The organism is Agrobacterium bohemicum, assembly GCF_001562555.1.
GTDB lineage: Bacteria > Pseudomonadota > Alphaproteobacteria > Rhizobiales > Rhizobiaceae > Agrobacterium > Agrobacterium bohemicum.
The window spans coordinates 123,689-139,341 of record NZ_KQ961023.1 but is presented as its reverse complement, the minus strand read 5'-3'; the positions used below and the strand labels follow the sequence as shown (position 1 = coordinate 139,341).

Genomic DNA, 15,653 nt, shown 5'->3' with positions numbered 1-15,653 from the left:
GAATTTTCCAGCCAGATTGCCTTAGCTTGAAATCGCATCAATATTGCGCGGGAGATTCGCAACCCTGCGGCCAGAGGATATGCAGTGATCATATTGACGACAATGGATTATGTCGCCCTCATCGTTTTCATGGTGCTGTGGACGTCTTACACCTATATCACCACCGCCAAAACGCCGTTTTCGCGCACCAGCCTCAACCAGGCGATGGCAGACCGCCGTCGTAAGTGGATTTATAATTCGCTGACACGCGATCTGAAAATGATCGATACCCAGATCATGGCGGGCCTGCAGAACGGTACGGCGTTTTTCGCCTCCACCTCGATCTTTGCCATTGGTGGATGTTTCGCGCTGCTGGGCGCGACTGACCAGGTGGAATCGGTCTTCCGCGATATGCCCTTCGTGCACTATGCCGGTCGCACCGCATTCGAAGTGAAGGTCATCGGGCTGACATGCCTGTTCGGCTATGCCTTCTTCAAGTTCGGCTGGTCCTACCGCTTGTTCAACTACTGCACCATTCTGTTCGGTGCGATGCCGATGTTGCACGAAACGAATAGCAACAGGCAGGCGGCGGAACATGCCGCCGAAAACGTCATTCGCATGAATATCATCGCCGCGAAAAACTTCAACGACGGGCTGAGAACGATCTTTCTGTCCATCGGTTATCTCGGCTGGTTCATCAGCCCTTATGTCTTCATCGCATCCACGGTCATCATCACCGTAGCCCTGCTGCGCCGACAATATTTCTCTGAAGCGCGCCGCGCCATCATGGATGATTTCCACGCGCCATGAAATCGCCGCACTTCACAGGCGAAGCGCAGGCAGCAGACTGTAACCGTTGTAAAGGACGGATAAATGAGTAACGATCCGGCAGCTCCAGCGGTGTCAACGTCGAAAGGCCGGATCGGCGGGCTCGACACGCTGCGCGGTATCGCGCTGATTGCCATGGCGAGTTATCATTTCACCTGGGATCTGGAGATGTTCGGTTATCTCGATCCGGGTACAGCAACGCAAGGCTTGTGGCGGCTCTACGCGCGGGGAATTGCAAGCTCATTCCTTTTCCTTGCAGGCTTCAGCATCTATCTTGCCCATCGGCGCGGCATCCAATGGACCTCCTTCGGCAAGCGTTTCGCCATGGTGGCGGGTGCCGCACTTCTGATTTCCATCGCAACCTATTTCGCGGTGCCGGATGGCTGGATATTCTTCGGAATTCTGCACAACATTGCCGTTGCGAGCCTCATCGGCCTGATATTCCTGCGGCTTCCGATGGTCGTCACGCTGGTGGGCGCGGCAGCTGCGCTCATTGCACCGATCTATCTAAGCTCCGATGCCTTCAACCCTATCTGGCTATCATGGATCGGTCTGTCAACGACGCCTCCGCGCTCCAACGACTATGTGCCGCTTCTGCCGTTTCTAGGTCCCTTCCTTCTGGGCCTGGCCGTCTCGCAATTCGTAACGCCGCGTGGCTGGCTGGACCGGTTTAGAAAGCCGAGCGCAAGGCGAGACATTTTCGCCCTGTTCGGTCGTCACAGTCTGCTTTTTTATATCGTTCACCAGCCGGTGTTGATCGGAATCGTCTATCTGGCGTCGCTCATTGTGCCACCGCCCCCTGTCGATCAGGTCGAGGCCTACAAGAAAAGCTGCGAGGCCGGCTGCATGCAACAGCAGAACGGACTTGAGCTCTGCCAGAGTTTCTGTGGCTGCACGCTGGAAAAGCTTCAGGCCGAAAGCCTGTTCGACCCGATGATGGCGAACGCACTTGTTCCTGATCAGCAGACAAAAATCGGCGAGATCGCGGCGCAGTGCTCGCAGACAGTCCAGTAAGTGTGGATCAAGTGCCGACGCCGATTTCGGCGAGGCGCGTCAGACAGGCTTCCTCGACATTATCAAGTTCCACAAGCGTCTCCTCGATGTCCTTGCGCTTCTGGCGCAGGTCGGCGCGCTTTTCGTCCACCTTCTTCATCAGAAGTTCGAGTTGGCCGGATTCGCCCGGTGGCTCCTTGTAGACCTGAATGATTTCGCGGATTTCAGCAATGGTGAAGCCAATACGGCGTCCACGCAAAATCTCCTGAATGAGCCTGCGATCCGCCATACGGAAAAGCCTTGTGCGGCCACGGCGTTCAGGATGTATCAGGCCCTCGTCCTCATAAAAACGAAGGGTACGGGTGGAAACCCCGAATTCGCGCGTCAATTCCGTAATGCTGTAATATTTATTCAAGGCTTCATCCGATTCTGGAGCATCGGACCGAAACAGACAGACGGTTTTCGGAATATCCGTTGCTCGAACAACAAGATAGAATGACGAAGCGGCTCATGCTTCACACCCCAATCTCCATGAAAAGCAATATGATTGACCTTAACGTAAAAGTCAATTTTCAACCGATCAGATCGGAACGCCAAACCACCATGTTGCAAGGCCGAGAAAGGAGAAGAAACCGACGATGTCGGTAACGGCGGTCACGAAAACCGCAGAGGAGACAGCGGGATCGGCCCCGTATTTATCCAGCAACAAGGGAATGATGATGCCAGCGATGGCCGCCGCAAACATGTTGATCATCATGGCAGTTGCAATGATGCCGCCCAGATTGACATCCTGAAACCAAAGGCCGGCGATGATGCCGATTGCGCAGCCGAACAGTGCGCCGTTCAGTAGACCAACACCCGCTTCGCGTCGGATGATACGGGCAGCATTATGAATATCGAGATTTTTCGTCGCGAGCGCGCGCACCGACACGGTCATGGTCTGTGAGCCGGCGTTGCCGCCCATACCGGCAACGATCGGCATTAGAACAGCCAGCGCAACAATCTGCTCAATGGTCGCGTCAAACAGGCCGATGACGGAAGCGGCCATGAATGCCGTGATCAAATTCACAGCCAACCAAGGAACGCGTGAGCGTGAGGTGACGGCGATGGAGTCGGACAGCTCCTCATCACCCACACCGCCAAGGCGCAGCAAATCCTCTTCCGCCTCTTCCTGCATGACGTCGACCACGTCATCGATGGTGAGAACACCGACCAGCCGGCCGTTATCGTCCACCACGGCAGCCGACAAAAGGTCATACTGCTCGAAAAGTTGCGCGGCCTCCTCCTGATCCATCTCCGCCGCAATGGGATGGTTCGTCTCGTGCATGATCGTTTCGATCTTCACTTGCCGCTTGGAGCGCAGCAATCGGTCGAGATCGAGCGCACCAACCAGTTTGAAGGTCGGGTCGATGACGAAAATCTGCGAGAATGATTCAGGCAACTCCTCTTCTTCGCGCATGTAATCGATGGTTTGGCCGACGGTCCAGAATGGTGGCACCGCCACGAACTCCGTTTGCATACGCCGACCGGCTGAACTTTCCGGATAATCCAGCGCCCGCAAAAGCAGCACGCGCTCGGTAAACGGCATCTGCGCAAGAATGTCTTCGCGATCTTCGCGATCCATGTCTTCGAGAATGTAGACGGCATCGTCCGAATCCATCTCACCGATACCGGCAGCGATCTGGTCGTTCGGCATCTGTTCCACGATGTCGAGGCGGATTGCTTCGTCCACCTCGGTCAGCGCGGTCATGTCGAAGTCGGAACCCAACAGGCGCACCATGGCGTGGCGCTGTTCCGGCATAATGGATTCGAGCAGGTCTCCGAGTTCGGATTCGTGTAGGCGGGCTACGTTTTCACGCAGAAACAGCACGTCGCGATCCGCAATGCTCGCACCCACCATCGCCAGAAAGTCAGACCGAATCGAACCATCTTCGGAGTAGATGTCAGCCATCACTTCCGGCCTTTTGGCATGGTCAGGCGCGCGATGATCGTCGTCGGCTTGTGTCAACTTGCGCCCCTTTTTCCGGCTGAGTGCCCTGCTTCGCGAAAGCGCAGGAGAATGGCTTTTAAAAACACAATGTCAACAACAGGATAGGAGAAAATAGGTTGCAATTTCCTATCCCCATCCTGCTCAGCTGCGAGGTTTTTCTTTAACCAGTCGTGAAACAGTCTCGCTGAATTGAACGCCCTGCTTAAGTTGCGAGCAAGTTACGAGTTGACATATGATAGTTATCCGGGAATCTGGAGCAAAATGCTGCAATAACAATCGCTCCGGGTGGCACCGGAGTCGAGCGGCAAGATAAGAATTATATCAGAAAGAGACCTTTCAATGGGCAAGATGGATTTTATCGGCAAGGCTTCCAGTGCGGCTGGCGGCTGGGGCGCACTCAAGAGTGTGGGTAAGCGCCTGTTGGAATCGGGCGCGCCGATTTCCGGTGCCAGAACCCTGCTTAAGGCAAATCAGCCGGATGGCTTCGATTGTCCCGGTTGCGCCTGGGGTGACCCCGAGCACGGCTCTTCCTTCGAGTTCTGCGAAAACGGAGTGAAGGCCGTTGCATGGGAAGCCACCGAAGCGCGCGTGCCGCCTGATTTTTTTGCGGGTCACACGGTTTCCGAGCTTCGCACATGGTCGGATTACAGCCTCGAAAAGCAGGGCCGCCTGACGGACCCGCTACGCTATGACCGCGCGACAGACAAATATTTGCCCGTGTCCTGGGACGATGCCTTTGCTGAAATCGGCAAGGTTCTGAATAGCCTCGACAGCCCTGATCGTGCCGAATTCTACACATCCGGCCGCGCGTCCAACGAAGCCGCCTTCATTTATCAGTTGATGGTCCGTCTCTACGGCACCAACAACTTTCCTGATTGCTCCAACATGTGCCATGAGGCAAGCGGCGTTGGTTTGAAGGCCTCCGTTGGCGTTGGCAAGGGTACAGTTCTTCTGGAAGATTTCGAGAAGGCGGACGCCATTTTCGTGATCGGCCAGAACCCCGGCACCAACCACCCGCGCATGCTGGGTGACTTGCGTCGTGCCGCCATTCGTGGCGCGCGCATCGCTGTTTTAAATCCAATTCGTGAAAAGGGTCTGGAGCGATTCACCGACCCGCAAGACAAGCTGGAAATGATCACCGGCGGCAACACGAAGATTGCTACCAACTATTACCAGCCTCGTCAGGGTGGTGACATGGCCGCCGTTCGCGGCATGAGCAAGGCTGTGTTTGCTGCAGATGATGCGGCCCGTGCCGCTGGCAAGCCTGCCATTATCGATTACGATTTTCTGGCCGAACACGCAGTGGAATTCGAGGCCTATCGTGCTGCCGTCGAGGCGACCAGCTGGGAATCTATTCTCGACCAGTCCGGCTTGACGCGCGACCAGATCGAAGAGGCCGCTGGCATCTACATGGCCTCGAACGCGGTGATCGCAACCTGGGCGATGGGCATCACACAGCACAAGCATTCGGTCATCACGATCCGCGAAATCACCAATTTCATGTTGCTGCGCGGCAATATCGGTCGCCCCGGTGCAGGCCTCTGCCCGGTCCGTGGCCATTCCAACGTTCAGGGTGACCGCACAGTCGGTATCGATGAGAAGGCGCCACCTGCCCTGCTCGACGCGTTGGAAAAAGAACTCGGTGTGCCAATGCCGCGCAATCGCGGCCACAACACGGTCGAAGCCATCACCGCCATGCTGGATGGAAAGGCGCAAGCCTTCATTGCACTGGGTGGCAACTTCCTGCGCGCCACGCCGGACAGCCCGCTGATCATTAAGGCGTTCGAGAAGCAGAAGCTGACGGTCAACATCGCCACCAAGTTGAATCACTCGCATCTGGTTCCCGGCGAAACATCCTTCATTCTGCCATGCCTTGGCCGCACCGAAATCGACCGCAACTCGCAGGGCAAATCGCAGATCGTGACCGTGGAAGATTCCATGAGCATGGTCCACGGCTCCGGCGGTATCAACGAACCCGCTTCGCCGGAACTGCGCTCGGAAGTCGCCATCATTGCCGGCATTGCGGCAGCGACGCTTGGCAATGAGCGCGTTCAATGGGCAAAGCTTGCTGACGATTACGATCTGATCCGGGATATGATCTCGCGGGTTCTTCCCGGCTTCCACGAGTTCAACGAGCGTGTGCGCGTGCCGCGCGGCTTTCATCTGCGAAACGCAGCTGCGGAACGCGAATGGAATACGGCGGCTAAAAAAGCCACCTTCTTCACCGGTGCCCTACCGGAAAAGACGGACCATCAGGAAGCGCTGTCCAAGAATGGTATCTTCGTTCTGCAGACATTCCGCAGTCACGACCAATACAACACCACCATCTACGGCATGGATGACCGTTATCGCGGCGTTTATGGCGAGCGTCAGGTCATTTTCATGAACCCCAAGGACATGGAAAAGCTGGGTGCGCATGCCAAGCAGCGCGTGGACGTGATCGGTGAATATGGCGATGGTATCGAGCGCATTGCCGAGAACTTCCGCCTCGTGCCGTACAATATTCCAGAGGGAAGCGTCGGCGGCTATTACCCGGAGCTGAACGTTCTGGTACCGCTGCACAGTTATGGCGAAGGCAGTTTCACGCCGACATCGAAATCCGTTCTGGTTTCGGTTCGCCTTCGCAAAGAGGCAGAGGCCGCCTGATGACTGAGGATCAATCCGCCGCGCGCTTTATGGCGGTGGCGGAGCAGATCAGCCTGACGGCTCCGGTTGCGCTGGACGCCACCGGGGCCGCGCTCGTTGCAGCCATTCATCTGGGGATCGGCACCGACAGCCGCACCCTTTCCAACAGGCTCGGCATTGCGCATGCTCTCGTGCTGCGGGAAATCAATGCTCTGTCCGGCAAGGTGCTGACCGTCGTCAAACGCGATACGCGCACGCAGCGAACATGGGTGGAACTCACCACTGAGGCGTCGTCTCTGGCGCTATCCGCCTCTGAACTCTTGCTGAAACACTCAGGTTCAGCCGAATAGAAGAGATGGAGCGTCATATGGCAATTCGTTCTCTCGTGCGCTATCCGCACCCTGCACTCGCGGCCAAGTGCGAGCCCGTGACGGATTTTGGACCTGAGCTCGCGCAGCTTGCCCGGGATTTGCTGGAGACGATGCGCGCAGCGCCGGGCGTCGGCATTACGGCGGCGCATATTGGCGTTCTCCAGCGTCTATTCGTTCTTGAACTGAAGCCGGGCGATGTGCGCACCTACGTCAATCCGGACATTTTGGAGACGTCGGCAGACACCATGCGGCAGATGGAAGGCAGCGTTTCCATGCCAGGCTCTACCGAGGAAGTTGAGCGCCCGTCGAGTGTAAAGCTTCGTTTCCAGGATGTCTCCGGGCAGTGGCACGAAGAACTGGCGGAAGGCTTTCACGCCATCTGCATTCAGCACGAGATCGATCAGTTGGACGGCATGTTCTGGCTGAAACGCCTGTCGAAACTGAAGCGCGATCGACTCATTCGCAAATGGGAAAAATCCCAGCGGTGATCAGCCGATTGTAAGATTGAACTGCGGTTCGCCACGCAACGTGTTGCTGACAGTGCAGATGTCTTCCGCCGTGTGAGCGATGGTTTGCTTCATCTCATCATCGAAATCACCTGAGATGACCAACCGCATATCGAAGCGGATGATCCGCCCCGGTTCGCCGTCTGACTTTTCACCGCTAACGTTCGCTTCGGCCTTCTCGAAACGATCAAGCACGCCTAACTGGCTTGCAGCAATACGAGCGCTCAGGACAAGGCAAGCGGCCAGCGACGAATAAAGCAAGTCAAGCGGATTGAAACCGGGCTCTGACGCAGCCGTAACCACGGAAAGCTCCCCGCCAGTTGGCGTCTCAATCTGCGGGTGGCCTTTCCGTCTCAGCGTTGCGGTGGCGCCGGTCTCGCGCTTTTTTACCCTGAAATCGCTCATTCAATGTCCTATTTTTTTATTTTCGAAAATTACATTTTGCACAATGGAACCAAATTACCCGCTTGCGCTTTTACTCACGGAACGGTGATCGACCGTTATAGATTTATAGAAAATAGGAGCTGGGACACATGGCTACAGGCGCACTCGTTAGTATTCTGATCACATTTCTGGTCATCGTACTCATTCTTTGGCTGATTAATCGCCTGCCGGTCGGCGGTAGCGCAAAGCAGATCGCCCAGGTGATCGTCATCATCATCGGTATTATCTCGCTGCTGAAGTATCTCGCAGTCTTTTGATCGATCCGACATAAATGTCTAAAAGCCCGGCCCGATTTTAAATCGAGGTCGGGTTTTTTTTTATGAGGACGACTGACTAAACCGGAAAATATCTGACATAGGCGAACTCATCACCGCTAGGTGACCAATTGGGGGAATTCATAGTCCCCTGCCCGCCGAACAATTCGAACAATGTTTCCACGTTGCCACCATCCGTATCCATCATGCGCACGCGCACATTCAGATCGCGCGGATGATCAAAGACATCGGCGTCATAGGAAATGAAGACCACCTTGTCACCCTTAGGTGACGGATGGGGAAACCAGTCTCCATATGGACTGTCTGTCACACGCTCGACAGCAGAGCCATCCACCTTCACCCGCCATATCTGCATACGCCCGGTGCGGCTGGAGTTGAAATAAATCCACTGCCCATCTGCCGAGTAATCTGGCCCGTCATTGCGTCCCTCGCCATGCGTCAGGCGCGTCTCCGTACCGCTTTCGATGTCCATGGAATAGATGTCGAATATCTGATCGCGAATACCGCAATAGGCAAAGCTTTTGCCATCCGGCGCCCAGCCGTGCCAGTAAGACGGCAGGTTATGCGTCATGAGCTTCGGCGTGCCGCCCGCGGATGGCAGCAAATAAATCGTGCTTTTACCGAACTCCACCTTGTCGGAAATCGCGTAAAGCAAGCCGTTCGGCGAAATTCCGTGGTCGTTGTTACACTGGCTTGCAAAACCGGTATCGACCTTCTCAATAGCTGTACCACCAGCCAGCGACAGGCGGTAGAGCAGCCCCTCGCTATTGAGCAAAAGATATCGCCCATCAGGCGACCAGTTCGGTGCCTCGAACAGCTCCGGCATCTGCCAGACCACCCGGTTTTGCCGCGTGCGAATGTTGAAGATTTCAACGGAACTGCGCATTATCCTTATGTATCCTGTATCGAATCGAAGACGTCTTTCAATGCAACACGTATAAGCTGATCGAGAAATAGTTGTCGTCCTGACGTAATTTTAGCTTCATCCACGTCCTCCTCAGTAAACTCTGGATCGACCGCCATATCGACATTCAAAATCCACCAGACATCAATCTTCCGCGCAATTTTGTTAATCTCAAATAACAGTTCGACATCAAGGGCGTCTTTGTTGTCATCTAGCAAAATTGCATAAAGCTCATGGGCAACTTCGTTGCGGTACTTTGAGAAACGATCAATAAGCTGCTCATCCTCAACTGAAATTGCACCGATTTCCAAGTGGAAATTACTGCAGGCCCGAAATACGCTTTTACCCTTTATAAGTTCTCCATATTTCGAGTTGGGCTTTCCAACTAGCTTGCCGTCAACCACTTCCCATTCAGAGGTGAAAAAGTCTTTTACCTTTCCCTCAATAAGCTCCTTCAAGTTTTCGTAGATGACAAGAAATAGCGCCGCCACGCGGAGATTAAGGGAGACGCCGTTATGATCTTCCTTCAAAAGGCTTTTTATTTTCTGGTACGGAAGATCATCTATCTCCACCTTCTACCTATCCCTGAAGCGGTTGGTGATCGGATAGCGACGGTCGCGACCAAAATTCTTCTTGGTGATCTTCACGCCCGGCGCGGATTGGCGGCGCTTGTATTCGGCGAGATAAAGCAGATGCTCGATACGATGGACGGTTGCTATATCGTGACCGCGCGCGACGATCTCCTCCACCGACATTTCCAGTTCCACGAGGCATTCGAGAATATCGTCTAGCGCCGGATAGGGCGGTAGCGAGTCCTGATCGGTCTGGTTGGGGCGCAGTTCTGCCGAGGGTGCTTTAGAGATGATGTTGGCCGGGATGACTTCGCCTGATGGACCAAGCGCCGTTGGCGGAACGTGGGCATTTCTCCAGGCGGAGATCGCATAGACCTGCATCTTGTAAAGGTCTTTGATTGGGTTGAAGCCACCATTCATGTCGCCGTACAGCGTGGCGTAACCCACCGACATTTCAGATTTGTTGCCTGTCGTGACCACCATGGAGCCGAACTTGTTCGAGATGGCCATGAGGATAGTACCGCGAGCGCGGCTTTGCAGGTTTTCTTCGGTGATGCCCTCTTCCGTTCCTTCGAACATTTCAGCCAGTGAAGACAGAAAACCATCCACTGGCTCAGCAATCGGGACGATGTCGTAACGGCAACCCAGCGCCTTGGCGCAATCCGCCGCGTCCTTGAACGACTCTTCCGACGTGTAGCGATAGGGCAGCATGATGCAGCGCACTCGCTCTTCGCCCAGTGCGTCCACAGCAATCGCGGCACATATCGCTGAGTCGATGCCACCGGACAGGCCCAGAACCACGCTCTTGAAGCCGTTCTTGTTCACGTAATCACGGAAGCCCAGCATGCAGGCGCGATAATCGGCTTCCTCGCCCTCGGGGATTTGCGAGAACGGTCCTTCGTCGCAATGCCAGCCCTTTTCGGTCCGCTTCCAGTCCGCGACGGCCAAGGTCGCTTCGAACTGGCTCATCTGGAAAGCCAGCGTCTTGTCCGCATTGAAAGCAAAGCTTGCACCATCGAAAACAAGCTCGTCCTGACCGCCCACCTGATTGGCAAAAACAAGCGGTAACCCGCTCTCGATCACCTGCCGCAGGGCGACCTGATGGCGCACATCTACCTTGCCGCGATAGTAAGGCGAGCCATTTGGCACTAGCAGAATTTCAGCGCCGCTTTCAGCCAACGTCTCACACACACCGAGGTCGTTCCAGATTTCTTCGCAGATCGGAATCCCGATTCGAACTCCCCTGAAATTGTAGGGGCCGGAAATCGAACCTTCGGAAAAGACACGCTTTTCATCGAACTCGCCATAGTTGGGCAAATCCACCTTGTCGCGCAGGGCAACGATACGGCCACCGTCCAATAGCGCAACGGAATTATGCCGCCCGGTTTCGCCCTGACGGGGAAATCCGATGATAATGCCCGGCCCGCCATCTGATGTCTCGGCGGCAAGCTCCTCCACTGCCTTCAGACATGATTGCAGAAATGCAGGCTTCAGAACCAGATCTTCCGGCGGATAGCCAGAGATGAACAGCTCGCTCAGCAGCAACAGATCGGCACCTTGCGAGGCAGCGTCGGCGCGGGCTTCCCGCGCAAGCGAAAGGTTGCCAGCGACATCGCCGACAGTGGGGTTGAACTGCCCTACGGCAATTCGCAATACATTGGGATCGGTGTGTATTTGGCTCATGACTCTCATTTACCGTGGCTAAGCAGGCCGTGCAACGCAAGCCTTTAAACTCGCTCAAAATAACCGCATCGGGAAGGCAACCGCCTTACGCAATGGTTATTCGGCTACCTTGTGAATTTTGCATAGTTCATATCGCATTCACGCCGCTTATGTGACAGTTACATGACATCCTCGTGACGCCCGATTCACGCGGCGGATTACAGACGACCGGAGTTTAATATAGTGCGGAATTCGGTGCCCAAAATAACGGCTGCCGGAAGGACGAAACGCGTCCTTTCACGCCCTTCGACATGGAACGTTATCAGAGTTCTGTCGGACGTGCGTCCCCTCATAAACCTCACGCTCGCGGCCCTGTTGCTGGTCGTCTGCGTGGAATGGATCGCGCGCGGCTCGCTGCAAGACGTAGGCACATTCCTGACCTCCACCACCCGGCCCGGACTGACGACACTCTTTGCCGTCATCCTCGTTCTGCTGGCGTTCGATGCGCTGCTCGGCCGGCACTACCAGTCTCTGCTTGTCGCGGGACCGCTTCTTCTGTTGCCAGCCGTCATGTCGCATCAGAAGCAACTCTATCTTTCGGACCCGCTCTACCCTTCCGATCTGCTGTTCGGTCGCCAGATCCTGCAGCTCTTGCCGACGATGCTGAAAGCGCAGCCGCTTATGGCCATCGCCATCGCGCTTGGTCTGATCATGGCTGCCGCGTTGGCTGTCATGCTGTGGCGCCTATGCCGGGACCACGCGCCGGTCATGGCGGCAAAACAGCGCGTGTTGCGGCTGATGCTGGCCATCCCGCTGCTGGCTGGCATTGGCTCTTTGATGGACTATTCGCAAAACTCCTGGCTGCGTGACCGCCTGAATATCATTCCGATGATGTGGGACCAGAAGGAAAATTATCGCCAGAACGGCTTTCTCATGGCTCTCGCCTTCAACATTCCCATGGCAAAGGTGTCGGCTCCCGCAGGTTACAGCGAAAATACGATTTTAGACATCGTCTCGGATGGCTCGGCTCATGCCGTCAACCACAGCACCTTTCCAGACGTCATCATGATCATGAGCGAATCGCTTTGGGACCCGACACGGCTGCCCAATGTATCACTTTCCAGAGACCCTATGCCGACAATCCGAAGCAGGCAGTCGGGTCACGTTTTCTCTCCGGAATTCGGCGGCATGACTGCCAATGTCGAATTCGAAGCGCTGACAGGTTTTTCCAACGCCTTCCTGCCCTATGGCAGCATCCCCTATCAACAATATGTACGGCAGCCCCTGCCGTCACTCGCCACCTTCTTCAGAAGCGAAGGCTATTCCGCCATTGCGATGCATCCGTTTCAGGACTGGTTCTGGAACCGTCGCGAGGTCTACAAATCCTTCGGCTTCGAAGAATTTCGATCGGAAGAAACGCTTCCGGTCATGGAAAAGCGCGGTACCTTTGCTTCAGACGAAGCATTGACGTCGGAGATCATGCAGACCGTGGATGCGGCGGAGAGCCCGCTTTTTCTGTTCACAGTCACTCTTCAGGGGCACGGGCCTTATGAACCGAACCGCTATATCAACAACACAATCTCGATCAACGGCTCGCTTTCGGAACAGGCAACGGAATCGCTTGCCACCTACGCCCAAGGCGTATCGGAAGCAGACGACAATTTTGCCCACCTGATCGATTGGGCGAAAAACCGCGAGCGCGATACCGTGATTGTCCTTTTCGGAGATCATCTGCCACCGCTGGGTCAAGTCTATGTCGAAAGCGGCCACATGGCCGACATGGTCGCGACCCGTCGTGCACCTTTGGACACCATGAAAAAAGAGCATGAGACACCGCTGGTCGTCTGGTCGTCAAAGACCGGCCTGCACAACAGGATCGGCACGATCAGCCCGTCGCTGCTACCCTATCATGTTCTGAAAACCGCCGGCTTCAACGACCCATTCTACACCGGTGTCCTTGGCAAAGTGCAGTCATCCTATTCGGTTATCGACCGGCACATGCTGATGGAAAAGGACGGGTCGGCTGTGCCCGACTGGTCCACGGGCACGGTCGCCATTCCCTCTGCCATTAACGAATATCGCCAGCTTCAGTTCGACATGATGTTCGGACGGCAATTCGGAAAAGATCGTTTCTTCCCTGGATATGTCTGGGTTAATCCCGCTCAACCTTCCATCTGAAGAGGAATGACAGAACCATCGAATTTATTTGAATTCGGCGGTAGCCAGGATTACTCATCAGGAATATCGGACCCGTCGTCCATGGCGGTTTCGAGCCTGGCTGGAGACTGATAATGCCTGCTATCCCCGATTATATTGCCTCTCATTTCAAACGATCGTCCAAGGAAATCGGAGAGGTCGAGCGGCGCATTCTCGACGTCGCACATCAGCGAAAACTTATTTCGACGGATACCAACGTCGCATTTTCGAAAAACTCCACATTCGGCGAACGGCTTGCGGATGGCATAGCGCGCGTCGGCGGTTCCTGGGGCTTCATCATTAGCTTCATGGTGTTTCTGTTCATCTGGGCCATCATCAACACGGTAGTGATGACAACACAGGCTTTCGACCCCTACCCCTTCGTGTTTCTCAACCTCATTCTCTCCATGCTGGCGGCCATTCAGGCTCCCATCATCATGATGTCGCAAAATCGGCAAGGTACACGCGACCGTTTCGAAGCGGCCAAAGATTATGAGGTCAATCTCAAGTCGGAACTCGAGGTCTTGTCGCTGCACGAAAAGATCGACCAAAAAGTAATTGCCGAATTGGCGGCGCTGCGAGAAGAGATAGCCAAGCTGCACAACCGCCGTGAAAATGGCAGCGACTGGGCGTAACTTGCACGATGGCAACAGGTCTTTCGTAAACGATCGTCGTTTTGCGCCTTTTTCTACATTGGTTACGAATCCGTCAGATTCTTCCGCTACAGATTGACGCGGGCATTTGTTGCATTGCACTCTTGGTGCAGCGACTCGGAAGTTACTTCCGTATCAGAATGGCATCACGCTTTTCCGAGCAGCGACGCCTCCGCGCTGGAACCGTTCAGTCCGGAAATCGAATTTCTGTTCCGAGGTCTTTTTCATGAACCAATATGATCTTGTTGTTGTCGGTAGTGGTCCCGCTGGCAGACGTGCTGCCATTCAGGCTGCGAAGCTGGATAAAACGGTCCTGGTCATCGAAAAAGGCAGCCGTGTCGGCGGTGTCTCCGTTCATACCGGAACTATTCCGTCGAAGACGATGCGCGAAACGGCGCTCAATCTCTCCGGTTGGCGCGAACGCGGCTTTTATGGTCGTTCCTACCGCGTCAAGCAGGAAATCAGTGCGGAAGATTTGCGCCGCCGTCTGCTCATCACGCTGGATCATGAAGTCGAGGTTCTGGAACACCAGTTCGCGCGCAACCGCGTCACTCACATTCGCGGCAAGGCGGCATTCGTCACGCCTGATACGATGGAAATCACCAAGGACGATGGCGAGGTCATTCACGTCAAGGGCAAGAGCATTCTGCTGGCCGTTGGTACCCGCCCCTTCCGCCCCGATTACATGCCTTTCGATGGCAAGAAGGTTATCGACAGCGATGAACTGCTGGAGCTGCAAAAGCTGCCGCGTTCCATGGTCGTTATCGGCGCGGGTGTTATTGGCATCGAATATGCGACCATTTTCAGTGCGCTCGATACCGCCGTCACTATTATCGATCCCAAGCCGACAATGCTCGACTTCATTGATAAGGAAATCGTCGAAGACTTCATCTATCAGTTGCGTGATCGCAACATGAAACTGTTGCTGGGCCAGAAGGCCGAAAAGGTCGAGCATACGCCCGAAGGCAAAGTCATGCTCACGCTGGATAGCGGCCGCACCCTGACAACTGAAATGGTGCTGTTCGCCGCGGGCCGGATCGGCGCGACTGATACACTCAATCTCGCAGCAGCAGGCCTGACAGCAGACAATCGCGGCCGCCTTTCCGTTAACCCGGAAACCTTCGAGACATCGGTTCCGGGCATCTTTGCAGCTGGCGATGTCATCGGTTTTCCAAGCCTTGCCTCTACGTCCATGGAACAGGGCCGGATTGCTGCTCGCGTGGCCGTGGGTGCCATCGGCATGGAGCCGCAGAAATATTTTCCCTACGGCATCTACGCGGTGCCAGAAATCTCCACATGCGGCCTGACCGAAGAGGAAATGAAGGAACGCGGCATTGCCTATGAATGCGGCATAGCGCGCTTTCGCGAGACATCACGCGGCCATATTATGGGGCTGGACACCGGCCTGCTGAAGCTCATCTTTTCGCTGAAGACACGCAGGCTTCTGGGTGTGCATATCGTCGGTGAAGGTGCAACCGAACTCGTTCACATTGGACAGGCGGTTCTGAACCTCAAAGGCACGGTCGAGTATTTCGTGGAAAATACCTTCAATTACCCAACACTTGCCGAGGCCTACAAAATCGCCGGTCTCGATGCTTGGAACCGTATGGGCGACATCAAGAAGAACGAAACCGTTTGAGCAACCTTTGCAGCGC

At 55.2% G+C, this 15,653-nt stretch carries 15 protein-coding genes; 9 read left to right on the top strand and 6 right to left on the bottom strand.

From position 1 onward, the window contains the following. The first annotated feature begins 93 nt into the window (after positions 1-93). On the top strand, positions 94-789 hold the full coding sequence (locus ATO67_RS00655; protein ID WP_067644155.1) for a DUF599 domain-containing protein: 696 nt from the start codon (positions 94-96) through the stop codon (positions 787-789). Between the two features lie 63 nt (positions 790-852). Further along, entirely contained in the window at positions 853-1,821 is a 969-nt protein-coding gene (locus ATO67_RS00650) for an acetyltransferase domain-containing protein (protein WP_067642865.1), read from the top strand. Between the two features lie 7 nt (positions 1,822-1,828). Here ATO67_RS00650 and ATO67_RS00645 read toward each other — a convergent pair whose 3' ends face one another. Continuing rightward, on the bottom strand, positions 1,829-2,215 hold the full coding sequence (locus ATO67_RS00645; protein WP_067642862.1) for a MerR family transcriptional regulator: 387 nt from the start codon (positions 2,213-2,215) through the stop codon (positions 1,829-1,831). Positions 2,216-2,380: 165 nt separating this feature from the next. Further along, complete coding sequence (mgtE, locus tag ATO67_RS00640; RefSeq protein WP_106404883.1) at positions 2,381-3,751, bottom strand: magnesium transporter; 1,371 nt, start codon at positions 3,749-3,751, stop codon at positions 2,381-2,383. Positions 3,752-4,129: 378 nt separating this feature from the next. On the opposite strand from mgtE, the gene ATO67_RS00635 reads away from it, so the two are divergent. From ATO67_RS00635 to ATO67_RS00625, 3 genes are read left to right on the top strand one after another with little or no spacing between them, the layout of a single operon-like run. Next, on the top strand, positions 4,130-6,436 hold the full coding sequence (locus tag ATO67_RS00635; RefSeq protein WP_067642856.1) for an FdhF/YdeP family oxidoreductase: 2,307 nt from the start codon (positions 4,130-4,132) through the stop codon (positions 6,434-6,436). Beyond that, entirely contained in the window at positions 6,436-6,765 is a 330-nt protein-coding gene (locus ATO67_RS00630) for a hypothetical protein (protein WP_067642853.1), read from the top strand. The genes ATO67_RS00635 and ATO67_RS00630 overlap by 1 nt, the downstream gene beginning before the upstream one ends. Before the next feature lie 17 nt (positions 6,766-6,782). Continuing rightward, positions 6,783-7,274: a peptide deformylase gene (locus tag ATO67_RS00625; RefSeq protein ID WP_067642850.1), complete on the top strand. Its 492-nt coding sequence runs from the start codon at positions 6,783-6,785 to the stop codon at positions 7,272-7,274. Here ATO67_RS00625 and ATO67_RS00620 read toward each other — a convergent pair whose 3' ends face one another. Then, positions 7,275-7,697: an OsmC family protein gene (locus tag ATO67_RS00620; RefSeq protein WP_067642847.1), complete on the bottom strand. Its 423-nt coding sequence runs from the start codon at positions 7,695-7,697 to the stop codon at positions 7,275-7,277. It lies immediately after the preceding gene. 128 nt (positions 7,698-7,825) lie between these two features. Here ATO67_RS00620 and ATO67_RS22760 point away from each other — a divergent pair, with 128 nt between their 5' ends. Then, on the top strand, positions 7,826-7,993 hold the full coding sequence (locus ATO67_RS22760) for a Thivi_2564 family membrane protein (protein ID WP_103088505.1): 168 nt from the start codon (positions 7,826-7,828) through the stop codon (positions 7,991-7,993). A gap of 76 nt (positions 7,994-8,069) precedes the next feature. On the opposite strand, the gene ATO67_RS00615 is transcribed toward ATO67_RS22760, so the two are convergent. Genes ATO67_RS00615 through ATO67_RS00605 form a run of 3 tightly spaced genes read right to left on the bottom strand, consistent with a single transcriptional unit; the run spans position 8,070 to position 11,170 of the window. Then, positions 8,070-8,897 (bottom strand): TolB family protein, encoded by an 828-nt coding sequence (locus ATO67_RS00615; protein ID WP_067642844.1) that lies wholly within the window; start codon positions 8,895-8,897, stop codon positions 8,070-8,072. A 5-nt stretch (positions 8,898-8,902) separates the two neighbouring features. Next, positions 8,903-9,487, bottom strand: a complete 585-nt coding sequence (locus ATO67_RS00610) for a hypothetical protein (RefSeq protein WP_067642841.1) — start codon at positions 9,485-9,487, stop codon at positions 8,903-8,905. A gap of 3 nt (positions 9,488-9,490) precedes the next feature. After that, a complete protein-coding gene (locus tag ATO67_RS00605; protein WP_067642838.1) occupies positions 9,491-11,170 on the bottom strand; it encodes an NAD+ synthase in 1,680 nt (559 codons plus the stop codon). 222 nt (positions 11,171-11,392) lie between these two features. On the opposite strand from ATO67_RS00605, the gene ATO67_RS00600 reads away from it, so the two are divergent. From ATO67_RS00600 to sthA, 3 genes are all read left to right on the top strand, one after another. Continuing rightward, on the top strand, positions 11,393-13,327 hold the full coding sequence (locus tag ATO67_RS00600; protein ID WP_067642835.1) for an LTA synthase family protein: 1,935 nt from the start codon (positions 11,393-11,395) through the stop codon (positions 13,325-13,327). Between the two features lie 113 nt (positions 13,328-13,440). Next, the gene (locus tag ATO67_RS00595) at positions 13,441-13,980 is read left to right on the top strand and encodes a DUF1003 domain-containing protein (protein ID WP_067642832.1); all 540 of its coding nucleotides are present in this window, start codon (positions 13,441-13,443) and stop codon (positions 13,978-13,980) included. Positions 13,981-14,224: 244 nt separating this feature from the next. Next, positions 14,225-15,637 carry a Si-specific NAD(P)(+) transhydrogenase gene (gene sthA, locus ATO67_RS00590; protein WP_067642829.1) on the top strand — a complete coding sequence of 471 codons (1,413 nt, stop codon included), beginning with the start codon at positions 14,225-14,227 and terminating at the stop codon, positions 15,635-15,637. Positions 15,638-15,653 lie beyond the last annotated feature (16 nt).